Raw genomic sequence first — 26140 nt, forward strand, 5'->3', positions numbered from 1 at the left:
CAAAAGCATAACATCTGATATATTCTGATTATTGTTGCTGTGGAACCGAACCTACAGGTATTTTTAATCTAGCAGAACCTGTAAATGATGTTTAAACGTCGGAGGCTTTTTTGAGTAAATCATTCTCTCCAGATCTCAATTGGGATCTGATTAAAAACGAATATTCCAAAGATAATCGAATAAAAATAAACAACATATGGCTTACTGAAGATGCGCAAGATATTAGGCAATGTTTAGCGAATGACACGGAGTTTTCTCATGCTTATACTCAAGCTGGCAAAGCAATAGAATCGAGCAATAGTGCATTAAGAGCTATGCCTAGCAATAGTCAAAAGACACTCTTCCACAATCTATACCAAGATGCCGCTCAAGGTGTGGGATTTTGGTATGGTCGCCATATGATATCCCCATCTAGTCCGACTACTTTAAATGCCGTTAAACGCTATTTAAATTCCGAGGAGCTGCTTGAAAAGATCAGGTTCATATCTGGTAGAGCTGATATCAAGCTCGCAAGTGCTCAAGGAACACAATATACCCCGGGCAACTTTTTAACTCGCCATAGAGATGTGGTTGAACATGAGGGTCGAATACTCGCCTTTGTATTAAGTTTTAGTCCAGAGTGGCACCCTGACTGGGGAGGTTTACTGCAATTTTATCAAGACGATGGCACCCCGAGAGATGCTTGGGCACCACAATTTAACTCCATGACTTTATTTGATGTTAAACATGTCCATGCAGTCACCTATTTGGCTCCTTTTTGCCCATCGAAGCGCTTATCTATAACGGGCTGGTTCCGTTCTCAATAATATAATATTGATTGGTATTGGTGCGGTTGAGTCCGCACTTTTCTTTTGCACTACCGTTGGCTAGCATCATTTACAATCGCCACTTCACAGCTTTTAGCAACAGTCCTAGCACATCAAGTGGTAATGGTTAATATTTGACACCCGTTAACAAGCATCCACTGAGTAACACAACAGCATGACAGAGTCTTCATTCGTTCGAGTTAAGCAAGTCTTCATTAGCGCTATCTGGGCGACACTTGCCAGTATGTCGCTCGGCTTAGCATTTAAGATTTGGTTAGCTCAATGGGTCGAGAAGGATGACTTGGCTCTGTATCACACGGTCGTTGATATCATCTCTATGTCACTTATCTTATTGAGTGGCTTTCGTACCTCTATGGTAGTCAGTTTCTCTCAAACCAAGAACGATAGAGATATCACTAATATTTTCCGTTATTCACTTATTTTTATGGTGCTATTTACCTGGGGGCTAGTGCTGCCTTATATCAAGCATCAACTGAATATCGATGTGGAATATATCCAGTTGGTGGGGATTATTCTGGGTATGGGCTTTAAGGTGTATTTTACCAATCAAATTGGTATGTACCGCCTCTATGACATCGCCAATAAGACTATCTGGATAGAGCCGCTGGTGCAGATATTGCTATTTTTGCTTTGCTACTATCTATTGGCACAATCCCCTATCGCCTCGCTATTTTTCAGCTTAATGCTATCTAACTTAGCTGTAGCCGCTTACATGTTTATTCAACGTAGAAAGCAGATTGCCACCCCGCCCTTAGCGCCGGTACAACTCGATCCTGAGATGCGGAATTTCGTCAAAAAAAGCATGATGTCCTCACTCGAAGTTGGCGCCAGTATCTTGATGGTTTACATCACGGTGCTTCTAACGATTGGCTACTTCACCATCGACGAACTCGGTGATTTTCAGGTGGTTGTCAGGCCGATGATTGCGTATTTAACAATGCTGTTTGTTTTCCCTGTTTATCGCTATATTTTGCCTGAATTGGCTCAATGTCTTCGCAGCGGTCAACATCAGCAAATTCAGCAGATCCGCCGCTGGTTTTTCAAACTCAGTTTATCAATAAGCGTAAGCTTACTGAGTGTATTACTATTGTTTAGTGATGAAATCGTCGGCTTTATCTTCCCCGAGACTTACATTAAGGCAGCGCCCATTTTACTGCACTTCGCGCTATTTTTTGGTTTTATGATGCTCAACGCCTTTCAGGTTGCCTACATCAAAGCCCACGGCTTGTTTTTACAAAGTTTAATGATCCGTCTGCTGGGTGTCTCGACACTGCTCATCATGTTCTATCTGCTTAGACTGTTTACCGACAACGTCGTCGCGGTAATTTTAGCCCTAGGTTGTGGCTATTTAACCATGTTTATCGCCTCAAGCATTATGGAGCGCAAGCTGCTTAAACAGCACGCGCTCAATGAGCCAGAATGAACACATTTGCGAATAGTAAAATGAAAAAGAGCCGCAATATAATCATTGCGGCTTTGAAGGCTTAACTCAATCTAGGGGAGGACTCCCCCTCTGCATAGATTGAAATTAGGCAGGGTGCTCGTACTAATCTAAGTCAGTACCTGAAATTAAAAGAGTGCTTTACTGAACTCTATTATTCTTCAGCAGCAATCAGCTCGATCTCATTGCTTGCCTGTGCGCCATGGATCTGAATCGCGACCTTATAAAGTTCAACCGCCCCAGCTGCAGCTTTAGAATCTAAATCTAAGTCAGTGGCATCAAAGGTGTATTGCCCCTTGGTCGCCGTTTCAGTCAAAACTCCGCCACATTCGTCATCGGTGCTAGTGTCACACTTATAGCCTTGAGTCACATGCCAGCGTTTCCAAGCCTTTGGCTTAGTCGATGGTGACGCAGGATCTGGGTAACCAAAATAATAAATGTCGTAATTTGTGGCCTGAGTAATGGCTCTATTATCTCCATCATTCAAGCTAAACGTGATTGCGCCAGTTGCCCCATCAAAGCTCTTAAGACTCATCTCGATACTCGTGGCTTCACTAATATCAATAACATCTGCAACAGGCGGTGGCACAACCACTGGTGGCTCGGTAACATCATTATTGTCATCATCGCTGCCACACCCCATAAGGAGCACAGAGCTTGCCAATAAGGCGCTCAATAATTTGACCTTCATAATTGACTCCTTAATTAAAATGACCCGTATGACAAGTCGTGCATTCCATATCTGTCTTCACGCTGGCAGCTGAGCCCATCGTCTCTGTTACGCCATGGCATGACTGACAAGCTTGCGCCTCCGCTGAAGGTTTCGCCTCAGGCAGCAACGAGATATCTTCACCACCATGAGCACGGTTAAGTAGCTCTACAATGTGATAAGCCATACTGGCTGAAAGGCGCTTACAACGCTCTCCCTTCTCTTTAAACACCTTGCCTGAAGCCGCTGACCAATTACTGATTGAAGAGTGGCAAAGTGGGCTATTAGCAATAGATGTTTTCCCCACCTCTAGACTCTTTTCTGCTGTAGAGCCAATACCAGTAATAAATGCATCAGATGAAAGAGGTAAATCTTCAGTTTCGTAATAGCGGAATGATGCGCCGATAATCGCGCTATTTTGACCGTTAATATCATCTAGAATATTGATTAACATACCCGCCGCGTTTAAGTTACCGCAGATGGTGCCTTGACCCACAATCCCTGCCCAGCCGTAGCCCGCAAGCGCGGTTGGGATCGAGGCAAACTTATCAGCATCAACACTAGTTGATTGCGCCAACATGGTAATAATCGAGTGGAATACTTGGTGCATACAGCCGCCACCTGTTTCATAGGCTAGCTTTGCCGTCGCCATTGCATCCAGCGGCACATACTTAAGCTGCTCACCGATCTCTAATCGATAGTTACCGTCTGCATCTGTGGCGGCAAAAGCTGAAGTCCCCACTAATGCTGCACCAGCAGCGGCAGTGCTTAATCCGATAATTTTGGTTAACGCCTGACGTCTATCAATACTCATAATAATCACCCTATATCCATCATTATTTTATTTTGTCTATAAGCCTCTGGGCCTATGTCGATTAGTCAACGAGTTCAAATTTTGGATAACGACTCGATGGAGTAACTGTAAGAAATGAGGAAAATAAAAATGTGATTTATGACTGATGAAGCTAGCAGCAACACAACTCAACAATTAGACGCCGCATCAACGAATCAACGCACCGAGGCATATCGCAAATACTGCGAATTTGCGATAGCAATCACTTAATTTGTGGTGATTTGCGGCATTTTATACACATGATTAGGTTAATGAATTGTATGAATCAATGTGACCAAGCTCCCAATTAGCCATACTGACCTATACACAGGACTCAATTTTGCCACCTTTAAACAACATAAGTACCAGGATCACAGACTTCATTAGTTTTACTTCATAGACTTGTATACATTGATAGTTCTAGTGAGGCGGCGAAGATGCAATTGGGACATTGCAGATTTGATATTGAAAAAGAAGAGTTAACGAACTTAGACAATGGCAATACTTGGCACCTACCAAGAGCCGAACTGCAAGTTTTAACCCTATTGATAGACTATCAAGGCAAAGTGGTGGCTAAACCACTATTAAAAGCCGGTGATGGCAAGCAGCCTCCTCTTAGTGACTCCTCGGTGACCCGAGCGGTATTCACACTTCGCTCATTCTTGGGCCCGCAATATGAGTCACTCATAGAAACGGTCAAAGGCCAGGGGTATCTGTTACGCCACCATCGAAGCAGAAAGGCAACTCAACCTGGATCACCGCGCAAAAGGCTCCCTTTTAAACTCACAGCAATATTGACTTTTTGTTTAGTCCTCGCCTTAAGTTGTGGCTGGATTTTTTACGCTGCGCCCGGTTTATCTAAAAGTAAACCCACACCACTGCAAGCCAGCAAAGTCAGTACCATCGCAGGACAAGCTGTCTACGTCATTTTGTATTCCCATTCAAAAACCAACAATGGTTTATTGCTCGAGTTGGGCCAAATCATGAAAAGCAGTCTGCGCCAATGCCCGCTCACAAGTTGGAAGAACGTGTACTTGTCGCTATCCCACGACAAGCAAGTCCTTAATATCACCTTACGGGGTGATCAATTTGGCCAATCCATCATTCGCAATTTAAAGATTAGTGATCTGCGCCAACCCCAGCAGTTTATCAATCAGCAATGGCTGCAAGACGTTGAGATTTGTGACTAGCCGCTTAATCAATAATATCAAGAATAAGAACGAGGAATTGAGTATGACGCGAACATGGCGCTGGGCGATAAATATCATCATTTTGCTAGCTTTACTGAGCTGCGTCGCGGTGATCTATCAACTCACAGCAAAGCAACCTAGCTTTATGCTTAGCTGTAGCTCAGAGCTATTCAATCGACAGAAAATGAATCAAGACAGCCAGCATTACCTATTAGTCGACCTGTTTTCTAAAGACGGACAAGCACAAATCAACTATCGCTATTTCGACCTAGACGGCAATTCAGCGGGCTCAGTGTCCATGCAAGGGCACGTCAATCAGGTTGATATTGATAACATGTTTTATGATATTTCAGTCAAAACCAAACAAGAGTTTACACACTCGAACCAGGAACAGGCTCCAGAGCATTTTAAATACCTGTCTTATGTCAGCAGCCTAAACCTGAATAAGAAGGGCATGCATAATCTAAGCGTTCAAGTCTTAGAGCGCGATGAAAATAAAGACTTTGCAGTGGTGCTGTTTCAACCCAGCAATACGGTATGCGGCTGCCGACTTGTCAATTAAGCACATGCGTTAGAATGCCAAAAAACACTCTTTAAAAACCATAAAACAGACTCAATGTAAATTATTTGTATATTTTTTGATCTAACGAAATTTCAGCAGCGTAATGGTTGTCGAAACTAAACATCAAGGAATATAGCAATGAAATTTTCAACTCCATTCGCACGTTATGCCTCTGTCATTACCATTTCAGTATTAGGTCTAACTGCATGTAGCGATGATGATAATGATATAGTCCCCCCTCCATTTGTACTCTATGAATCTGAAATTCGTGTCATACACGCAGGTAGTGATGCACCGCTAGTCAATGTTACCGCCAACGGCGCTAACTTTGTTGACGATGTGGACTATGCCATGTCGAGCGGTTTAACAACGGTGCCAAGTGGCAGCTACGCCGTAGCGGTCGATGCACTTTTACCCGACGGTACGACAACAACAGTATTAACTGCGGATTTAGATACTGAAGCTGATACAGAATATACCGCCGTTGCCTTAGGCAAAGTCGCTGACAACTCACTCATGCTTAAACTGATTGCCAACCCAGAGCAAGATATCGCCGATAACTACGCACGAGTGCAGGTGTTGCATGCCGCGCCTGCAGTTGGGCTGGTAGATGTCTACGTTACCGAACCGAATGCCGATATCAGTACAATGCAGCCAACCCTATCAGCAAACTATATGGATGCGAGTCCACAACTTGAGGTACCTGCCGCTAAATATCAAATTCGTATTACGGCTGCGGGTTCAAAAGATGCAGTATATGATTCAGGGCCGGTAACATTAGCCGATGAAGAAGATTACTTTATCTCGGCTATCCCTAATACTTGGACCGGTATGTCTCCTGTCGCTCTGCTTGTGGCGCTGCCTGAAGGGCAAGTATTACTCAATGACATAAACAGTGGCAGTGATATACGCGTCATACACGCCGTAGCCGATGCGCCAGCGGTTGATGTATTTTTAGATGGCAGCACAACTGCAGCAATCACAGATCTGATGTTTAAAGGCGTTGTCGGTTACGTTAACATCCCAGCAGGTGACCATACCGTTACAGTTGCAGCCAATGCCGACAACAATGTTGTTGTCATCGACAACGCATCATTTGAGTTAGACCTTGGTGACAGCTACTCAATTTTTGCCGTAGGCTCTTTAGCTGATAACGACATTGCCCCTTGGATCATCATGGAAAATACCCGAGTGGTAGCAACAGAGGCTAAGTTAACGGTATCTCATGCAGCATACTCTGCGCCTAATGTTGATATTTATTTAACTGCAACCGATGATATTGCTAATGCGACCCCAGTACTGACAGATGTGCCATTTGAAGCCTCTTCAGGTAGCTTAAGTGTTCCTGCTGGTGACTATGTGGTTAGCGTAACAGTTACAGGTACTAAAACCGTGGCCATAGGTCCATTACCCATTAGCTTAGAAAATGGTGGTATTTATGGTGTTGCTGCAATCGATACCGATACCAGTGGTGTATTTAGTGTCATTTTACTAGATGACTTCGTCACTAATAAATAGTTACGGCTAACGCATTACAGATATCTAATACAGATAAATAGTGCTCTATTAATTACAGTATTTACAACCAACAAAAACGCCATGCAATGCATGGCGCTTTTATTACTAATACGTCAGTTAACCTCAGAGAGCAATCGTTAACCCCAAGGCATATCTACATAAATTCGTACTAACGTGTCTCTGTCCCATGGCAAGATAGCCAGGTAATCTGGTGAGGTTTTATCGCGATTATCAAATGGGTCAAGATTATATTCTGTATGCTCAACGCTAAGCTTTATTTCGCTATTCTCAATCCAGCCATCAGAATGATAGCTCAGCACACCGGTATACTTATTTTCTAGCCAATCACTGCCATCATTCCAGGTTTGTGCAGCAGCATAAATGTCAAACGAATCACCAAGGGGTAACAGAGTATCGAGGGCTATTGAATAGGCGCCGGTTTTATTTTGAAAGTCGTCACGATCATAGCCACGCTCTCTTGGCACATCATCGTCAATTTCCAGCATGTAATAACCCGCAGCGACTTCAAATCCCGCATACACACGGCCATTATCAAACCTTGCTACGATACCGGGAAAGAGTTTAGCTTGCTTCTCTACCGAGCTAACCGTATTACGTTTGCCATCTAAGGTTACTTGCCACTGTAAGTTCATCACCTCAGAAAAGCGGTATAAATTACCGTCAACGGAAAAGGCACTTTGGAACCAAATAGGAATATGATCAGGGTCTAACTTATCTTTATCATCATCAATAAAGATATCTAACTCACCTTGCCATAGCAGCTCTGATTCGGTTTGATGCGCGACATAAAAGCCTGCATGTGCGCCGAGTGTATGAGAATCGGCCTGATCGACAATGGTATTTTGGCCACCAAATGCAATGCGCCAGTCTGTCGCCTGTGCATTGGTTGTTAGCCCGACTGCCACAAGAGCTAATGCTGCAATAAATAAGTGCGGTTGATTGTTCAAGTCCCTTTCCCCCAAGGCATACTCAGACTTTATGTAGAAGCTATTGATTAATCGGAAGATATTGATTAATCAATTCCATTAACTAACAAAGCAGTGCTCTAAACTTAGTCAAAAACTAACATAAATAGATAAGATAATCTGTTTAATATTAGTCATGATATTATCTAAAAGTTTATTAATTACCGTTAAAGAAATCGGCTTCTCGCTGCAGTCTAAACCCAGCATTTCGATATACATGGCTTAAAAAGCGCAATAAGTTCCCTTGGGAGGTTAACTTTTTATAAAATTTCACTGAGATTGTGAGGCTTAGCAAAATTTAAAATGAAAACTCCCGTTTACGCTTAAAATCATTGCGTGGGTCACACTCTAGAGCATGTATTAATATGCAAATTCAGTCATAATTAAGCATCTGGTTTTATTCTTAACAACAATGTAATTTGCTGTAACGGATGAATAATATTTGTATTATTCGTTATCGCTTGACTACTTATACAAACGTCACCTAGAGGACACTAGTTTGATTAAACATATTGCTTTAGCGTTAACACTTGCCGTTGCTCCACTGAGCAGCTTTGCCGCACAATTTGTTGAAGGTAAGCACTTCAGCGTTATCTCAGATAAAGCACCAAGCAGCGAACCAAAACTAACTGAGTTTTATTCGTTCTACTGCGGCAACTGTTTCAACATGGAAAAGATGTACTTAGCTGATATCAAAGCCAACTTGAACAAGCAAGTTACCTTTGACAGCAAGCACGTTGATTTTGCCAACACCGAAATTAACACTGAAGTTATGCGCTCTCTTGCGGTTATCCAAACATTAGATAACCAAAAGCCATTAACTGATGCTATGTTCAAAGTTATCCAAGGCGATAATGGTGAGAAGCATGATCACAGCGCACCAGGCCACAAGCATGACGAACCGCTACAAAGCCGTGACGACATCAAAGCCGTATTTGCTAAATTTGGCGTAACTGCAGAGCAATACGATGCTGCAGCAGACAGCAAAGAAACCAACGAGAAGTTGGCGCTATGGCGTTCACAGCAACGTGAATTTAAAGTACAAAGCGTACCTGCGTTCATCGTCAACGACAAATATGCAGTTAACATGGGCTCTATCCGTACACTAGCCGAGCTAATCGACCTAATGAACTACCTAGCACTTGAGCACAAGTAATCTCAAACTCGTGTTGAGAAATAGAAAAAGGCGCTAATTAGCGCCTTTTTTGTTTTTAAATATCATTTGTTGTTAAGCACATCTTCTAACACCTGTTGCCAACGCTCTAGCATCGACTCCCAAGTTTGAACGCTAGATAACCGCTCAGAAGCTGTGATTTTAAGCGGCTCTGTTATTGCTTCATTAATCGCGCTTTCAATGCCCTCGACGGTTAACTCATTAATCAGCTGATAACCCCCTTGTCGCTCTAACCCTGCTAACTGCTCACCTAATCCGTCAATATTTGCCGCGATAACGCCTTTACCCGCAGCAATGGCTTCCAAGCACGTTAGACCAAACGGCTCCCAACGTGAGGGGATAATGACAAGATCGCCACGGCTAAGAAACTGAGGCACATCATGCACCTCACCAACCAAATGAACATGTTCTAAAGGCGCTGCTAGTGCTGCAAGTTCGGGCCCTTGATCTCCCTCTCCGGCCAATATCAGTTCGACTCTGTTAGGCGACACTTTCGCCATTGCTTTAATCAACAAATCAAAGCCTTTTTGCTGACTCAAACGCCCGTAGGCCAATAACCTAATTGGCGCACTAGCGCTCTTTTCTGGCAATGCAATAAACGAGCTCAGCTCTTTCCCCTGCCCGACTCGCACCAGCTTATCGGTAGGTAATACGCCTAGCGCTTGTAACCAGTCTGCCTGGGCGTTAGACACAGACAGCACTTTATCCATAAGCCCATATCCTAGCCTAAGCATCAAGCGAAAACGCCAAGGGGACGTAACACAGTGACGGGCAAATTCTCGACTATAATGGTGCTCTTGATAAAGGATTGGCGTGCCAATATTGGCAAGTTTAAGTGCTAAAAATGCAGGGAGTTTGCGCCAATTAACGGCGCCATGAACGACGATAACATCGGCTTGATAACGTTTAAATTGCGGCTTATTGAATTGACTAACCACGCGTTGAAAAGAAAAAGACTGCTGTAACCTTGAGGCGGCAAGACTCGTTAGCGCGAGGTTCACGCCACCAAGCTTAATATCATCGACGAGATGGATTACGGTTGGCCGCAAAGCGAGTCCTTATAGAATGCTGGATAAGTTCCTTTTACTTCATACTCGTTAAGTTAAAGAAAAACCAACTAATTTGAAAGCATTGTTTTGCTCAGCCCACTCAAGCTGATTTGGCAAGTCAACATAATCGGTTGGTAGTTAAGATATGACATAATCGCTTGGTGGTCACACAAGATTAAAGAAGCTTCTAACTCATTTTGGGACATAAGCTATTCACCACGGCGAATATGCCGAAGCCATGTGCTAATAAGCGAGAGCTAGGGATAGCGAACTGGCCGTTAAACACGGATGTTATTGGGACACGGAGCGCTACGCTACACGAAGAAAAGCAACAGCTAGAACAAAAGCAACAGTAAAAGGCTCGTCATCAAACATTTTAATTTTTTGCTCTACGATCTTCTCCGTGACCTCCGTGAAAGCGAAGCGCTTCGTGGTTAAATTTCCGCTTTGAAATAGAGTTATGCCGACGCAATATTGTATACGTTAACTAAACCACTTTAAGGCAAAAGCAATTCACCACGGAAGACACTTATGGAAACGGAGGACATTGAGGACACGAAAAAAGCAATAATCTTACTCAAGAGAGCAAATTTTATCGCATTTGTGTAAGTTTTATTAGCTTCTGAAAAAATCTAGCAGGTGCAAACAAGCAAATACGGCATGTAATACGATAAAACCGATAAAACCTTGTGCAAAATGAATATGATAACCACGCCAGAACAGCGCATCACTGCTGCCTTGAGTGGCAAACCACAGTAGACCCGTGACTCCAACCGCTAAAAACAGCAGCATGCCTATGCCTTCAGTAACACTGAATAATCCACGCCCGCCGGCAATCGGGATCTTGCCTTTAAACAAGCCTAGAATATCAGACTTAAGCTGCGAAAAATCACCGAGCAACCAGGGGAAATACTGACGCCACTTTCCTTTAAGACAGGTAGTAATCAAAAAGGTAATCGACAAGAAGGCGGCGATAAGCCCAAGATACACATGGCTTTGATCCCAAAACGATGCATTGGGGCGTAATCTGCGGCCCATCACAATAGAGCCGCTTGTAAAAATTAGATATGCACTGGTGATAATGATGAGCACATGCTGCAAATCAATATACTTTCTCGCTAAGCGTTTAAACGTCGATTGCGCCATATCTCATCCTGTGCTTGCTAAACCGTAACCGCCAAATTATTAATACTGTCAGCATAGGTATCAACCTTATTCCAATCAGTATATTCAATATTAGTATCAGCTGCAGTAGGGCCTTTAGTCATCCACATAATAAAGCGAATAATGTTCCTATCCATTACGCCGTAACTTGGGTAGTTAAGGTTGCCAGCAAACACTTGCGCCACATCAGGCATCCAAGGTGACTTTTCAAAGAATGCTTGCATATATGGGTTAGTCTCAGCGGTATTCTTTAGAGGTTTACGCGCCACTAAGTTAACCGAAAAGAAGCTACTCGGCTTTTGCTCTAATGCTGCTTGGTGGGCTTCAATAAAATCATAAACTGCCGCATTGTGCTTACCATGACGAATACTGGCACCGATAATAATCTTATCAAATTCACCTAAATCCACTTTATCGGCAATGCTAACAGCGGTGACACAATTGCCGACTGCCTTGAGCTTATCTTCTAAATAGGCACAAATTTTACGAGTCTGGCCATGCACACTAGAGTAAACGATAAGAATTTTGCTCACTAAGCACCCCTGAAGTGTTAATTTTAAAGTGAATGAATTTAATAAATAAATCATAGGTGATTTGACTAAAAGATTACATGAAACAGATCACGAGGCGTAGTGCAATAAATCGAATTAGCTTTACCTAGTTCACAAAATTAACAGCGGGCCTCCCCTAAAGAGGTAGCCCCGCTGTTTTTACGTTGACTGAGTGAATTTCAGTTATGCAGACTTTGCTTATAGTGACATTAAGAAATCAATAACTTGCGAGCGTTCTTCGCGGCTTAATGTCATAAAACCTTGCTGACTTTGCTCTGCTTCACCGCCATGCCACAAAATCGCTTCCTCTAATGTGGCTGCGCGGCCATCATGTAAAAATCCTGCTTGCGGATTAACGGTTTGCGTTAGGCCTATTCCCCATAACGGACGCGTACGCCACTCATTGCCATCGGCTAAGAAATCGGGACGACCATCAGCAAGTTCATCACCCATATCGTGCAGTAACATGTCGCTAAATGGATAGATAGTTTGACTCTTATGGCCAGCAATCATCTCTGAGCCACCAATGTCACCTGAAGCTTGAGTCACAAAGCGTGGGGTATGACAACCACTGCAGTTTAACTGCTCAAACAATCTTGCTCCTTCACGAACATCAACATTATCCACATTACGCCTTGCCGGTACCGCTAGCGTTTCAGCATAAAACACCACGGCATCACTGAACTCAGCGCTCGCTTCAGGCTCTCCATCGACACCAACTCCGGTATCGACAAAGCCAGTACGAGTTAAATAAGCATCATGCAGCGCAGTGCCAGCAATACTTTCATCTGGGAACAGCGGATTAGTAATGCCAATATCACCGCGCAACGCGCCTAATGACTGCACCCTAACGCTGGGCGTATTAGCCTTCCAGCCAAAGCGGCCCAGCGACACCGGATTACTGTCTCCCGCTTGTGCTTTAACTGCATCAAAAACATAGTTAGCACGACCAGAAATGCCATCATTATTGCTATCAGCAGCATCAACGTTGGCGATAATATCAGCCTCAGCGATGGCCTCTAACAAACCTAAACCAAATACCGGCATACCATTTCGCCAGCCCATCAGTACATCATCTTGCAGCAAGTTAGAGGTGACGTTACTACTAGCCCTAGTTTCCCCCGGCGCATCATAGGGGTTTTCCACATCGAACCGTGGTTTTTTCAGCGTGACACTCGTGCCATCACTGTAAGTAACCCGCTTAGTTTCATAGGAGAGGTAAACATCAGCCTGACCAATAAATTGATTTTGCTGCCAGTCATCTCGAGCTTGCAGTACGCCGCGATGAAATAGTTGCCCACCAAAGTCGGGCACAGGTATTGGCGCGCAGTAATTATTTGCCGCCGTACCTAAGGTGCAAGGCTCGCTGGGCACCTTACTGATCCTTAAGAATATTCCCGCTTGTGAGCCGAGTTTAACCCGAGATTTGCCTGCAGGAACGATAGGGCTTGAGTTACGGCCATCACGCTGATGGCAAGAGTTACAATCTGCGTTATTAAATACTGGCCCCAAACCATCTAGCTCAGGATGGGCACTATTGGGCGCGGTAGTAAAAGTAGTTTCAAAGCCTACATCTCCCTCAAGGTGCAACTCCAGCTCATTAGCCGTCAGGTTTGGCGCAGGAGTTGAAAAACCATGGCCCGACTCAGAGGCATCAAAGGTAGTGGTATCACCACCAAGGGCTTTGATATCGGTATAAGCTGGATAGATTTTTCCTTCAGGTGTGGGCGCTGCATCATCGCCAGAGCCGCCACATGCACTTAAGCTTGCGGTCCCTAACAAGACTAGGCTGCTAATAAGGCTTTTTCGAAAACTAATGCCGCTATTTAATTGCGCTCTTTTTTGCGGTATTTCGTTTTGCTGCGATCTGTTTTTTTGAGAGTGTTTATCTGTCATCTGCTGTTCCACACACGGCATGCCAAAAATTATTCCCCATTATCTTTTATCGTTTTTTAACCATTTAAAAAACAAGGGAATTATCCTATTAAAAAGGAGGCCTTACGGCCTCCTCAAATATTCACCTTCTAGATGTTCCACTCTTTAAGTAGTGGCAACACATCAGACTCTAAACTCGCTTGTAGCTTAGTCAGTGCATCGACGGCAGTTTGAATACGCACACGTGCGTCGCTATCAGAAATAGCCTGACGAAATGGCATATTGTGAGTACCGGCTATAGCGTTGATTTTAGTGATTGCATCATCAATCTCAGTCTTAACTCGCGTTGCTAGTTCAGGATTAGCGGCATTGACGAAATCGATAATACCTTGCTTATCGGCATTGCCCGCTAGCTCACCAAGGTAAACATTGCGTACGCCAATAATGTTGTCGCTAAAGTCGGTAAGCGAGTTCCAAGAGTATTGAGACTCAACTTTTGAGGTGTCAGCTTTATCGATTGACTCACCAAATGGGTCGGCAATTTTACCGTTACCCACCTCGTCAACAATCGCAATCATGCCGTTAACGAGCTCTTCTACCACGCCCACTTCTGAGCTATAGAAAGTATTGCCATCGATACCAGAATTTTTCAGTAACTCACCATAAGCCTTACCGCTTTGACCGTCGTGGCTGATAAGCCATGCGTCATCGAGTGTCTTGGTGTAATCACGAAACACTTCTGCAAGTCCCATTAAATAATCACGCTCGTTTGGTGTCAGTTCGCTAATGGTTTTGGTGTTATCTGCAACACCGTCACCAAATAATAGGTATTCCATGGTGTGAAAGCCCTGCACGTCATCATTCCAACCTTTAATGGTGTCAGCGTCAAAGCCCGTGCTATTGGCCAGCACAGTCGTTAAATCAGTGGTGTTTAGCGGCCAGCTATCAAGATGTGGATCGATACCCAGTGAGTCTACTGGGCCAAAGATATGTGATTCACCTTGCTCCCACGGCTGACGAGCAGCTTTCCACGCTTCTTGAGCGGCAAGCAAGTTGGCTTGTGTCGGTGTGGCAACCAATGTTTGCGTCGCTTGCAGCATTGCCTCACCGCGCTGGGCAAGGTTTGAGTACCCCGCAACAATCACATCATCAGTGAGGTTAGTGACCATCTCTGTCGCGGCAAAGCTAAAACCCGTTTCTGGTACAACAACAGCGGTATCGTCAGAACCAGAGCCGCCACATGCGCTAAGCGTTGAAATAAGCGCAATGGCTAGCGCTGAGTGAGTAAAGTGTTTCATAAAAACTCCATGTATTTTGTTAGTTAAAGTGAGAACTGGTAACCAACGCCTAAAGCAAAAAAGTGGGTATCTGGAATAGACGCCACAGCCACCTGCTGTACGCCTGCTTCAGCTTTGATCACTATCTCAGGGATGGGGAAGTAGTTAATACCAGCGCTAATCCAAGTGTTTTCATAGCGTTTTGTAGCAATGCCGGTTTGCACTTCTTTTAGTGGATTTGAGTAGTCTATGTTGGCAAAAATGGTGACTGGTACAGAGGTAAATTCACCAAGGTCAACACCCGCCTCAATGAAGAAAGCTTCAGACTTTGAGCCTAATTGAGCGAAGTTACCCGGCTTGAGGCCCGGGGTGGTTTTATTAGCTTGAGTGATAGCGTCACTATCACTTAACGTGCCATAAAGGTATTGACCGCGTAAGATCCATGGGCCTTCAACAAATGCACCCGCAATTGATAGAATTTCAACCGTACCGTCAGCACTTAGTTTATTGGTTTTATGTCGATTACCACTGGTGTTGCCATAATAATAAGAGGCACCAATGGCTGAGCCTGTTTTAAAATTGCCATAATCGAGGCGAACCACATAAGCGAGATCATCGCCATTCACATGCTCAAAACGCTTTTGATGCCCTGAAGCCACCCAGTCATAGGTACGGAAATATTCTGAGTTCAAACCACTAACCACTTGGGCTTGATAGTGAAAGTTAGCCATTTCACCAAAAATACCGATGCCGTTTTCATTCCAGACTGTAGGTAACATCGCCGCTTCACTCTTATGGCGTTGCACGGTCAAGTACTGACTAGGCTTATGCAGCATACTACCGACACCTACAGGTAGATGGATATTACCGAATTTAACGCCAAAGGCATCACTTGGGCGATAACGGATCTCGGCTTTTTCAATCATCACCTCGCCACCGGCTTCCACTTCAGCTTCGAACTCGCCAAACTCATCGAAACCGTCATATTCTAGCGCGGTGCCGGTGCCGCCATGCTCATATTCGATTTCAACTTCCATGTCCCATTCGTCATTGAACTGGTAGCCAAACTCAGTCACGATCCGCTCTAGATCAAAACGGCTGCGGCGCTCAGGAGATGTATCCTGTACGTTGTCGTAGTACTCGTCGCTGGTGTAAATCACGCTGCCATATGACTTAAACGAAAACTTGTCCCAGTTATTCACTGTGTCTGTCGCTTTAGCAGTCTGCAAAACTTGTTGCTGAGTAGCTGCAGCTTGCTCTGTGCTCACTTTTTGCAGCTCAGCTAATTGCAGCAACTGAGTCTTAAGCCCGGCAAGTTCAGCTTCTTGCTTGGCTATTGCAGCAGCTAATGCTTCTGGCTCGGTTGCTGACATAGCATTCGTACTGAACACACTAGCGATAGCAATCGCTAACATATTCAACTTGGTATGCTTCGAAATAGATTTCATAAACGGCTCTCATTTTGATCCTACGCTGTATACCTATCGGTATTAACCAGCTCCCCTAATTCGCGGACAAATTAACCCAAATGAGAATGATTTACATTAATATTTACAATCATCTTTACAAACGACTTACATTAAAAGCTATTGAGCAACAAGCAATGCAGATGCTAAAGCAAGAATAAAACCAATGAAAACAATATCTAAAGCAGAAGTAGCCGCTCACATTAGCGTGAGAGCGTTACAACAGTAATGGTATAAAGATTAACGACTTAAGTGCCTTTATTAACAATATTAAGGCCTCTTACATGTCAAAAATGGTGACTAGTGAGTGAAATGCATTATTGCGCTGCAAATCTTGTGCGCCTTATATCATTATCAAAACTGAACCTTGTATACTCGTGAACATTAAAATGACCATTTTTAAAATCGCTATTTAGGGTACTGAGGCAGCGGTTGATACAGGGAAAGTAAGATGAGAAACGACCCACAGAAACTCCTGCTCTGGATGACTTTTATTATGTCGTTAGTGTTTGCGGTTTGGCAGGCACTATTAAACAATTTTGTTATCGAGCGAGCACAATTTACCGGAGCTGAAATTGGCATATTACAAAGCTTACGAGAAGTCCCTGGCTTTCTCGCTTTTACAGCCATCTTCGTATTATTACTGATCCGCGAACAGGCGTTTGCTCTGGTGTCTCTTGCCGTGCTTTGTATTGGTGTGGCGATTACTGGATTCTTTCCACAAGTACTGGGGCTGTACATCACCACGGTATTAATGTCAGTTGGGTTTCATTATTTTGAAACCATTAATCAATCACTAACTCTGCAATGGGTAGAAAAAGAAAAGGCTGCTGCTTTTATGGGTAAAGCCCTTGCATGGCGAAGCGCTGCTGCCCTTGGGGGCTATGCCAGTATCTGGCTTGTCATGAGCTGGTTAAAACTCGATTACCAATGGATGTACGCCATTATTGGTGCCTTAGGCCTTATCATGGTGATCACCATTAGCCTTTATTTCCCCACGTTTCCTCAAGGTGAAGTCCAACATAAAAAGCTACTGCTAAGAAAGCGGTACTGGCTTTACTATATGCTGACCTTTTTCTCTGGTGCTAGACGGCAAATTTTCATGGTTTTTGCTGGATTTATGATGGTTGAAAAATTTGGCTACAGCATCACTCAAATCACCTCGCTATTTTTAATTAACTATGTGGTTAACCTGTTATTTGCACCAGCCATAGGCCGCTTTATTGGCCGCATCGGCGAGCGCAATGCATTGACCATTGAGTATATTGGTTTAATCGCAGTGTTTGTGAGTTATGCGCTGGTTGAACACGCTGAATTTGCAGCAGCGCTCTACGTTATCGATCACTTATTATTTGCCATGGCAATTGCAGTGAAAACGTATTTTCAAAAAATTGCTGACCCTAAAGATATTGCCGCAACAATGTCGGTCAGTTTCACTATTAACCATATTGCGGCGGTCATCATTCCGGCCCTGTTAGGCTTCTTGTGGTTAAGCTCACCTGACATGGTATTTTATATTGGGGCGGGCTTTGCCGTGTGCTCACTCATTTTGGCCATAAATGTGCCTCGTCACCCAGAGCAAGGTGAGGAGGTTGCTCATTTTGGCAAAGTGACGAAAGTCATTAAAAAAGCAAATACAGCTGTAACAAACTAATAGACAATCAAGCAGATACTTGGCATAAACGTGTGTTGAGTATCTGTTTTTTTCGGCAAGCTCGTACTCAAGTTCAATACTGAAGCTCGATAGTTCAGCTCGATATAAGATCCTACGCAGCTAACTGAGCTGGGATACAAACCGCTAGCCTATTAATACTTATGAACCCTGTAAACGGTGAACAAACAACCATGGTTGAAACGGTAACAAGCACGGCTAACAATACCGTGAAAACTAGAACGAAAGACAGCAGCAAAGCCGCTGATGTTTCAGCCCGTAAAAAAGCGCTTCTGCTGGGACGTATGCTTGGTTTAGCCAGCGAGGAAGACTACCGTGCTAGCACTGCCTCGATTAGCGAACGTGCTGCTTTTAGGGCGCAGAAGCAAGCGTGTCAGTATCAAGAGAACCTTGAAACCATTTACAAAATCGCCATCAGCCACACACCATCCGATGTGACTGGCGTGGATTTAGACCCCGATTGGGCGCATCAGTTTTTTCAATTGGCCGAGCAAATTCATAACCGTAAAATGCAGGAGCTTTGGGGCAGAATTTTAGCGAATGAGATCACCTCTCCCGGCAATTTTAGCCTGCGCACCTTAAGCACACTGAAACAGTTAACCCATAAAGAGGCGCAGATCTTAGAAAAGGCACTCGGTATGTCGGTCCTAGTGAACAATGAGACTCGGCTCAAGCTTATTATCGGTTTTAAACATGCCAGTGGCTTGGGGCAATTTTTTAAAAAAGCCACCTCGACCAATATCGGCCTGTCTCAATTTGGCCTGCCCTACTCTAATATTTTGACCTTAGTTGAGGCGGGAGTTTTACATCGCAGCGAACTAGAGACCGGATTGCTTAGCAGTAAGACGCCCATTAGCTTTTCTCTTAGCGAGCAAAAGCTCAAACTCACCCCTAAGAGCGGCCAACTATTTTTCAGCTATTATCGCTTTACTTCAATAGGCGATGAGCTAGCACAACTCATTCCTTTCAGTACCGATAAAAGCTATATCAAGGCGATGAGAGTACTGTTTGCCCAAGATTTTAAGATTGAATAGCCAGGACTTATTTACCGAGCAACAGCTTAGCTAATGTCACCTTAGCGACTTAGAAAAAGCACAAACAAAAATGCGATGCCTATGGGGTTCATAAGGGCATCGCATTGCTTGTTATCATTACTCATTCATCATTCATCATTCAAAGTAAGGCTAGCTGCTAGCTTTGCCCGTTATCAGCCTTAAAGACAGAAGCTATAGGCAAAATACTCTGTGTCTTTCACAAAGCCTATTTTTTCATAGAGCGCCTGAGCCGATAGATTATCTTTAGCTGTACCTAAGTCCACTCGAACGGCGCCAGTTTGTTTGGCTAAATCGATAGCGCAATCAATTAAGCTATTGGCGACGCCTTGCTTTCGATGTGATGCTGCCACAAACAAGTCGTTTAAGACGATGATTTTACCCAGCGATACCGACGAAAAGGTATGATAATTTAATACAAATCCAATAGGCTTATCTTCTGAGCTATAGGCAATAAACACCGTTGCATCAGCGTTTTGTAAACGCTCATTTAAGTATTGTCGATAGGTAGCGGGTGCCGATGCTTGCTTATAAAAAACCATATATTGATCAAATAGCATGACCAAATCATCGAGTTCTTTAATCGAAATCCTTTTTATATTCATCACGTTCCTTGGGGCTAGTTATTCGTCTCGCATAGACACACTATCGGTATCATCCCTTTTAGTGCAGGGACTAACAACGCACCTCACTGTTAGCGAAGGGCTTCACATGGGCCTTTACACCGCTTTTTTTAACTTCTTTGAGTCAATCACCTGAATCGCCGCTAAGTAATCCAGTAACGCACTCACCTGTGTCGCCAAGTCACCTTTACTGGTATCTATGGTGAGCTCGGCTGCGGTTGGCACTTCATAAGGCGCTGAGATCCCAGTAAAGTTTTTAATCTCTCCTGCACGCGCCTTGCTGTACAAGCCTTTAGGGTCGCGCGCTTCACACACTTCTATTGGCGTCGACACATGCACTTCAATAAACTGACCATTATCGAATAATGCACGCACACGCTCGCGCTCTTCTCGCGTTGGCGAGATAAAGGCTGAAAGCACTACAAGGCCGGCATCAACCATGAGCTTTGCCACCTCTCCTACTCGGCGCAGGTTCTCATCACGATCATCTGCGCTAAAGCCAAGATCTTTACATAAACCATGACGCACATTGTCGCCATCAAGCAGGTAAGTGTGAAATCCGGCATCAAATAAAGCCCGCTCAAGCGCGCCCGCTAAGGTGGATTTACCCGAACCTGACAGGCCTGTGAACCACAATAAGATAGGATTCTGCCCTTTCTGATCCGCGCGAGACTGCTTATCAATACTGTGCTGGTGCCAAACAATATCAGACATAAAAACTCCAAAAAATCTAATCTATACAATACATAGCCAAATGTGCTTCAACATTATAAAAGCGTAAACTGCACACTTAATTCTCTCAAATACCTGCTTCACACAAGCACTTGCTCATTCAAACACTAGCGCTAATCAAGTATCAGTCTATTCAAGCAAGACCGATTCAAGAGGCTTAAAAGGGAAACAACAACGGAACCAACACCAATACGATTGCCGAATAAAGCAGTGACAAAGGTAAGCCCAGTCGAACAAAATCACTAAAACGATAATTACCTGCGTTATAAACCATTAAGTTAGTTTGATATCCATAAGGCGAAATAAAGCTGGCACTAGCACCAAATACGACGGCTAAAATAAACGGCCGAGTATCTACGCCATAACTTAACGAAATAGCATACGCTACGGGAAACGACAGCGCTGCAGCGGCATTATTGGTAATCAGTTCTGTCAGCAACAAGGTCATGAAGTACACCGCCACAAACGCCGCAAATACCCCATAACCATTAATCGCCGCTAAAATAAATGAGGCGATATCATCGGCAAGTCCGGTTGATAGCATCAAGTTCGCCAAACTTAAGGCGCTACCAACAATGACTACCAGCTCAAACGGAAAACGACGCTTTAGCTCTGAAAGACTCACCGCCCCGATGGCTAGATAGCTCATCAAGAGTAAAACCAACCCTTTTACTAACGGCAAAATACCGGTCAAACTCGCTAAGATGGTCAGTAAAAATCCCGCTAACACCCATTGGCTGCGGCGAGGATCTAGCCTGACACTTAAATCTAAACCACTCACGGCAGCAAATTCAGACGCCAATTTAGTGTTGCTGCTAAAACTGTCACCAGGGGTGATTAACAACACATCGCCCGCTTGCAACTCTATGTCACCTAAACCGCCTTTAAGCGGGTGATGACCACGGCGAATAGCTAATACCGCACCATCAAACTTCTCTCTAAAAGTCGACTCCTTGAGCGAGCGACCAACGAGAGTCGAACTCGGTGCCAATACCGCTTCAATTAAGTTTTGTCCCTTGGCTTGTTGCTTACCAAACCATTCAAGACCATCAAACTGATGCAATAACTCAACCGACTCCACCGCGCCACTAAAGCGCAGCACATCTTCGCTTTGCAATACTAAGTGCGGTGGCACTGGGCAGATGCGAATACCACTGCGCTCAAGCTCAACTAAATACAGCTTTTTAAGCGCGCGTAAGCGGTTATCTTGTACGCTGTGGCCTATCAATAAGGACTCTTTTGCTACCCGAGCTTCGAGTAAGTAAGGCAAAGCCTCATCGATAGACTCTTCGCGCCTGTCGGGTAACCAATTGGCTAACAACACCAATAACCCCACGCCCGAAATAACGATAACGATGCCAATCATAGAAAACTCAAAGAAACCTAACGGTACTAGGCCTGCATTTTCTACAAACGAGTTGACGATTAAGTTAGTCGAGGTGCCAATAAGCGTTAGCGTTCCGCCTAAAATTGCCGCATACGATAGCGGCAACAACAGCTTAGCCGGTGCATGAGCCTGGTTACGGCGCACCACACCAATGAGTGATGCCACCACTGCGGTATTGTTCGTAAACGACGATAATAGTGCCGTCGACAAGCCAAGCTTAGCCAAGGTCGATGCCAAAGATCCTTGGCCGACCACCTGGCTTAACTTGCCTAATAGCGAGGTTTTCTCTAATGCTGCAGTCGACATGATTAGCAGCACTAGAGTCACTAGACTGGCATTGGTAAAGCTAGCTAACGTGGTTTCAAGCTCCACCATGCCAAGTAAGTAAGTGGTTAACGACGCCATAAAAAATAGCGTTGCAGGTGTCCATAGCCCCGCCATTAAGGCGGCGACTAAGGCAAATAATATGCACGATAACACCCACAAATCGGCCACTTCTAGCCCTCAACCTTGCTAATATCTATCGCTTGCCAGTGAGGATATTGCTTGCGAATTAACGCATTGAGCTCAAGTTCAAAATCACTGTATTGCTGAGCCCTTTTAAGCTCTTTAGAGCTCGATACCGCCATGACGGCTGCAACGGTCGCGTTAGACAAACGATCGATTAAGATCATGCCACCGGTATCACGAATTAACGTGTATGGGTCGATAGCAATCGACTCATTGAGCTCAAGTGTGACTCGCGCCATATCATTAAGGCCAATACTGTTGCTGTCATTACGGTCTAAGGTATTAACATCAACCACATATTCAATTTTTACCACGCTGGCTTGCAACTTTTTACCTGCAACTTTCAGATCATATAGCTGGTTTAATTGCAGTGGCTTTTCATCCATCCAAGCGATATCGGCGCTGACATGGTTAGCCAGTGCTGGCGCGTTGTCGACTTGGGATAATAGATCGCCCCTTGAGATATCAATTTCATCTTCAAGGGTTAAGGTCACCGCCTGGCCGGCAACGGCCTGCTCAAGATCGCCATCAAACGTTACGATACGGGCAACCTTACTGCGCTTACCCGATGGCAGTGCCACCAGCTCGTCACCGACATTAATCACACCCGATGCCAGCGTGCCGGAAAAACCACGAAAATCGAGATCGGGGCGCTGCACATATTGCACAGGAAAGCGTACCGGCAGGCTGTTAAGCTCACGGCGAGTATCGATAGTTTCTAATAGCTCTAACAGCGTGCCACCGCTATACCAAGGCGTTTGACTACTGGCATCAACCACGTTATCACCTTTAAGGGCTGACAACGGCACATAGCGAATATCAATATCAATATCACCTAACTGCTCGGCAAACGCGGCAAACTCGGCGCGAATGTTATTAAAGACTTGTTCATCAAAGCCCAATAGATCCATTTTGTTAATAGCAACAACAAAGTGACGAATACCCAGTTGCGATGCAATAAATGCATGACGGCGGGTTTGGGTTTGTACGCCATAACGCGCATCGACCAAAAGCACGGCTAAATCACAGGTAGATGCTCCCGTTGCCATGTTACGCGTGTACTGTTCATGGCCTGGCGTGTCGGCAATAATAAACTTACGCTTGTCACTGGAAAAGTAACGATAAGCCACATCGATAGTAATGCCCTGCTCACGTTCTGCTTGTAAGCCATCGACCAACAGGGCTAAATCCACTTCTTCACCCGTAGTGCCAAGCCTTGCGCTATCACTCTTTAAGCTCGCAAGCTGATCTTCATAAATTTGTGCGCTGTCATGCAGCAAGCGACCAATCAAGGTACTCTTGCCGTCGTCAACACTACCGCAGGTTAAGAAGCGTAAGAGCCCTTTATGCTGTTGTAATGACAGGTATTCCTTCACACCTAAATCTTCAAGTTCTGCCGCCAGGCGCGCGTTATTATTTACTGCTTGATTCATAATGATTCCTTAGAATTCTTAGTCCACATTCATCCCAGATGACATGCGTTTAGAAATAGCCCTGACGTTTTTTCAGTTCCATCGATGCACTTTGATCTGAATCGATAAGCCTACCTTGGCGCTCACTTGAGCGAGTCAATAACATCTCTTCAATGATCTTCTCTAGCGTGTCGGCCTCTGAGTGCATCGCTGCGGTTAATGGGTAGCAGCCTAAGGTTCTAAAGCGCACTAACTCCTCTTTCGGCAGCTCGCCCTGTGCAAGTGGCATTCTGTCGTCATCAACCATAATCATCATGCCATCGCGCTCGACAACCGGACGTTTTTGGGCAAAGTACAGCGGCACAAGCTGGATATTTTCCTGATAGATATATTGCCAAATATCCAGTTCAGTCCAGTTAGATAACGGGAACACACGAATGCTTTCGCCCTTATTCACCGCACCATTATAGGTGCGCCATAGCTCTGGGCGTTGATTCTTAGGATCCCATGTATGGTGCTTATCGCGGAACGAATAGACGCGCTCTTTAGCGCGAGACTTCTCTTCATCGCGACGTGCGCCACCAAAAGCGGCGTCAAAGCCATACTTATTCAGCGCCTGCTTTAATCCTTGGGTCTTCATGATGTCAGTGTGCTTAGCGCTGCCATGCTCAAATGGGTTAATCCCCATCTCTATGCCTTCAGCGTTTTTATGAACCAGTAGCTCAAAACCAAACTCTTTAGCCTGAGCATCACGAAAGGCGATCATCTCTTTGAACTTCCAATCGGTGTCGACATGTAACAGTGGGAAGGGGATCTTTCCCGGATAGAAAGCTTTGCGAGCCAGATGAAGCATCACAGAAGAGTCCTTACCGATGGAATACATCATCACTGGGTTATCGAATTCAGCCGCCACTTCGCGGATAATTTGAATGCTCTCAGCTTCCAGTTGTTGCAAATGGCTTAACTCTTTCGCGGCCATGCTAATTCTCCGTATTCTTCAATCAATTATTTTTCATTACGGCTAACTCAGGATCATTGAGTTGGCCGGGCAGTTACGTTTAGGCGTAGCTTATTTAAGTTGTGCGGCTAATTCAGAGCTATTGAGCTGGCTAGTCTTTTTAGGGGTAAACCAATTTAAACTATCGGCGAGCGCTACCACTTCACCTATTACCATCAACGCTGGCATCACTAAGTCGGGATGATTAGCTAGCTCATCAATATTGTCGAGTGTCCCTACAAAAGTTTGCTGCTCGGCAGTCGTGGCTTTCGATACGATAGCCACTGGGGTGTCAGCTTTTCTGCCGGCTCCCATCAAACCTTGCTTTATCCGGCTTGCGTTTAAGATCCCCATGTAAACCACTAAAGTATTATTGGGGTTCGCATAGCCTTGCCAGTCCATGGGACGGCTCTCAAGCTTGCAATGACCAGTAATAAAGGTAACGCCTTGAGCATAATCTCTGTGAGTAAGCGGGATACCTGCATAGGCTGCAGTGCCACTCGCTGCGGTTATTCCTGGCACGACTTCAAAATCGACTCCGGCAGCAACAATCGTCTCGAGTTCTTCGCCACCACGTCCAAAAATAAACGGGTCGCCGCCTTTTAAACGGACGACATTTTTACGGGTGTAGGCCTTTGTTACCAGCAGCTGGTTTATCTCACTTTGCGCGGCGCTATGCTTGCCTGCGCGTTTACCGACGGCAATTTTCTCGGCATGCTGTGGGATAAGCGCAAGAATATCATCACTCACTAATGCGTCATAAAGTACGGCATCGGCACTTTGCAGCACCCGATATGCTTTAACCGTCAGTAGATCGACATCACCAGGTCCTGCTCCCACTAGCCATACTTTGCCTAATTCGGCTTGACCGGGTAAAGCTACAATCTCCATCACGCTACCTCACTCTATTTCGTTATGTTGAAATATAGCGGGCTGCTTATTCCATAATAAATAGATATTTATTACTCGTTATAACTTTTTGTTATTTGAATGATTTTCAATAGCGTACTACTTAAACCTGCAACCCATTAACTGCATGTATAATAAAGGGAAAAAATATTTATCGTGACGAAGGCGTTGATGAAGGTTTTCTCTTAGCTCATTTTTAGCACTAAGTTATTGCATTTAGATCTA

Annotated in this window: 23 protein-coding genes; 8 read left to right on the forward strand and 15 right to left on the reverse strand. The window is 44.6% G+C overall.

Annotated elements, in window-relative coordinates; translation table 11 throughout:
* Positions 1-110: 110 nt before the first annotated feature.
* Both ACVBIU_RS02515 and ACVBIU_RS02520 read left to right on the forward strand, forming a co-directional pair.
* Positions 111-806, forward strand: coding sequence for a 2OG-Fe(II) oxygenase (locus ACVBIU_RS02515; RefSeq protein WP_447159455.1), 696 nt, complete (start codon positions 111-113; stop codon positions 804-806).
* Positions 807-981: 175 nt separating this feature from the next.
* Positions 982-2250 (forward strand): hypothetical protein, encoded by a 1269-nt coding sequence (locus ACVBIU_RS02520; RefSeq protein ID WP_447162980.1) that lies wholly within the window; start codon positions 982-984, stop codon positions 2248-2250.
* A 172-nt stretch (positions 2251-2422) separates the two neighbouring features.
* On the opposite strand, the gene ACVBIU_RS02525 is transcribed toward ACVBIU_RS02520, so the two are convergent.
* The gene (locus tag ACVBIU_RS02525) at positions 2423-2959 is read right to left on the reverse strand and encodes a hypothetical protein (RefSeq protein ID WP_447162981.1); all 537 of its coding nucleotides are present in this window, start codon (positions 2957-2959) and stop codon (positions 2423-2425) included.
* Between the two features lie 10 nt (positions 2960-2969).
* Positions 2970-3791 (reverse strand): cytochrome C, encoded by an 822-nt coding sequence (locus ACVBIU_RS02530; protein ID WP_447159452.1) that lies wholly within the window; start codon positions 3789-3791, stop codon positions 2970-2972.
* Positions 3792-4246: 455 nt separating this feature from the next.
* Here ACVBIU_RS02530 and ACVBIU_RS02535 point away from each other — a divergent pair, with 455 nt between their 5' ends.
* From ACVBIU_RS02535 to ACVBIU_RS02545, 3 genes are all read left to right on the forward strand, one after another.
* Complete coding sequence (locus ACVBIU_RS02535) at positions 4247-4999, forward strand: winged helix-turn-helix domain-containing protein (RefSeq protein WP_447159451.1); 753 nt, start codon at positions 4247-4249, stop codon at positions 4997-4999.
* Positions 5000-5042: 43 nt separating this feature from the next.
* Positions 5043-5561, forward strand: a complete 519-nt coding sequence (locus ACVBIU_RS02540) for a hypothetical protein (protein WP_447159450.1) — start codon at positions 5043-5045, stop codon at positions 5559-5561.
* Positions 5562-5699: 138 nt separating this feature from the next.
* Entirely contained in the window at positions 5700-7079 is a 1380-nt protein-coding gene (locus ACVBIU_RS02545; RefSeq protein WP_447162982.1) for a DUF4397 domain-containing protein, read from the forward strand.
* Positions 7080-7216: 137 nt separating this feature from the next.
* Here ACVBIU_RS02545 and ACVBIU_RS02550 read toward each other — a convergent pair whose 3' ends face one another.
* Positions 7217-8047: a hypothetical protein gene (locus ACVBIU_RS02550; RefSeq protein ID WP_447159448.1), complete on the reverse strand. Its 831-nt coding sequence runs from the start codon at positions 8045-8047 to the stop codon at positions 7217-7219.
* A 517-nt stretch (positions 8048-8564) separates the two neighbouring features.
* Between ACVBIU_RS02550 and ACVBIU_RS02555 the strand changes: the two genes are divergently transcribed.
* Positions 8565-9221 (forward strand): thiol:disulfide interchange protein DsbA/DsbL, encoded by a 657-nt coding sequence (locus ACVBIU_RS02555; RefSeq protein ID WP_447159447.1) that lies wholly within the window; start codon positions 8565-8567, stop codon positions 9219-9221.
* 62 nt (positions 9222-9283) lie between these two features.
* Here ACVBIU_RS02555 and ACVBIU_RS02560 read toward each other — a convergent pair whose 3' ends face one another.
* The 6 genes from ACVBIU_RS02560 to ACVBIU_RS02585 all read right to left on the reverse strand — a co-directional run bounded on the left by ACVBIU_RS02560 (position 9284) and on the right by ACVBIU_RS02585 (position 16603).
* On the reverse strand, positions 9284-10288 hold the full coding sequence (locus ACVBIU_RS02560; protein ID WP_447162983.1) for a glycosyltransferase: 1005 nt from the start codon (positions 10286-10288) through the stop codon (positions 9284-9286).
* Positions 10289-10903: 615 nt separating this feature from the next.
* A complete protein-coding gene (locus ACVBIU_RS02565) occupies positions 10904-11434 on the reverse strand; it encodes a cytochrome b/b6 domain-containing protein (protein ID WP_447159445.1) in 531 nt (176 codons plus the stop codon).
* 17 nt (positions 11435-11451) lie between these two features.
* Positions 11452-11985: a menaquinone-dependent protoporphyrinogen IX dehydrogenase gene (gene hemG, locus ACVBIU_RS02570; protein WP_447162984.1), complete on the reverse strand. Its 534-nt coding sequence runs from the start codon at positions 11983-11985 to the stop codon at positions 11452-11454.
* A 216-nt stretch (positions 11986-12201) separates the two neighbouring features.
* Positions 12202-13899, reverse strand: coding sequence for a di-heme oxidoredictase family protein (locus tag ACVBIU_RS02575; RefSeq protein WP_447162985.1), 1698 nt, complete (start codon positions 13897-13899; stop codon positions 12202-12204).
* Positions 13900-14027: 128 nt separating this feature from the next.
* Positions 14028-15176 (reverse strand): imelysin family protein, encoded by a 1149-nt coding sequence (locus ACVBIU_RS02580; RefSeq protein WP_447162986.1) that lies wholly within the window; start codon positions 15174-15176, stop codon positions 14028-14030.
* 23 nt (positions 15177-15199) lie between these two features.
* The gene (locus ACVBIU_RS02585) at positions 15200-16603 is read right to left on the reverse strand and encodes a hypothetical protein (protein WP_447162987.1); all 1404 of its coding nucleotides are present in this window, start codon (positions 16601-16603) and stop codon (positions 15200-15202) included.
* A 469-nt stretch (positions 16604-17072) separates the two neighbouring features.
* Here ACVBIU_RS02585 and ACVBIU_RS02590 point away from each other — a divergent pair, with 469 nt between their 5' ends.
* Both ACVBIU_RS02590 and ACVBIU_RS02595 read left to right on the forward strand, forming a co-directional pair.
* Complete coding sequence (locus ACVBIU_RS02590) at positions 17073-18275, forward strand: MFS transporter (RefSeq protein WP_447162988.1); 1203 nt, start codon at positions 17073-17075, stop codon at positions 18273-18275.
* Positions 18276-18466: 191 nt separating this feature from the next.
* Positions 18467-19327: a TIGR03899 family protein gene (locus ACVBIU_RS02595; RefSeq protein WP_447159577.1), complete on the forward strand. Its 861-nt coding sequence runs from the start codon at positions 18467-18469 to the stop codon at positions 19325-19327.
* Between the two features lie 179 nt (positions 19328-19506).
* Here ACVBIU_RS02595 and ACVBIU_RS02600 read toward each other — a convergent pair whose 3' ends face one another.
* The 6 genes from ACVBIU_RS02600 to cobA form a co-directional block, all read right to left on the reverse strand.
* Positions 19507-19950, reverse strand: a complete 444-nt coding sequence (locus tag ACVBIU_RS02600) for a GNAT family N-acetyltransferase (RefSeq protein WP_447162989.1) — start codon at positions 19948-19950, stop codon at positions 19507-19509.
* Between the two features lie 114 nt (positions 19951-20064).
* Entirely contained in the window at positions 20065-20682 is a 618-nt protein-coding gene (gene cysC, locus ACVBIU_RS02605) for an adenylyl-sulfate kinase (RefSeq protein WP_447159438.1), read from the reverse strand.
* A 175-nt stretch (positions 20683-20857) separates the two neighbouring features.
* A complete protein-coding gene (locus ACVBIU_RS02610) occupies positions 20858-22582 on the reverse strand; it encodes an SLC13 family permease (RefSeq protein WP_447162990.1) in 1725 nt (574 codons plus the stop codon).
* A gap of 2 nt (positions 22583-22584) precedes the next feature.
* Positions 22585-24030 carry a sulfate adenylyltransferase subunit CysN gene (gene cysN, locus ACVBIU_RS02615; protein WP_447162991.1) on the reverse strand — a complete coding sequence of 482 codons (1446 nt, stop codon included), beginning with the start codon at positions 24028-24030 and terminating at the stop codon, positions 22585-22587.
* 49 nt (positions 24031-24079) lie between these two features.
* Entirely contained in the window at positions 24080-24988 is a 909-nt protein-coding gene (gene cysD, locus ACVBIU_RS02620; RefSeq protein ID WP_447159435.1) for a sulfate adenylyltransferase subunit CysD, read from the reverse strand.
* Positions 24989-25078: 90 nt separating this feature from the next.
* A complete protein-coding gene (gene cobA / locus ACVBIU_RS02625) occupies positions 25079-25897 on the reverse strand; it encodes a uroporphyrinogen-III C-methyltransferase (RefSeq protein ID WP_442529463.1) in 819 nt (272 codons plus the stop codon).
* Positions 25898-26140: the final 243 nt, after the last annotated feature.

The sequence above is a fragment of the Shewanella sp. 30m-14 genome (assembly GCF_052977125.1).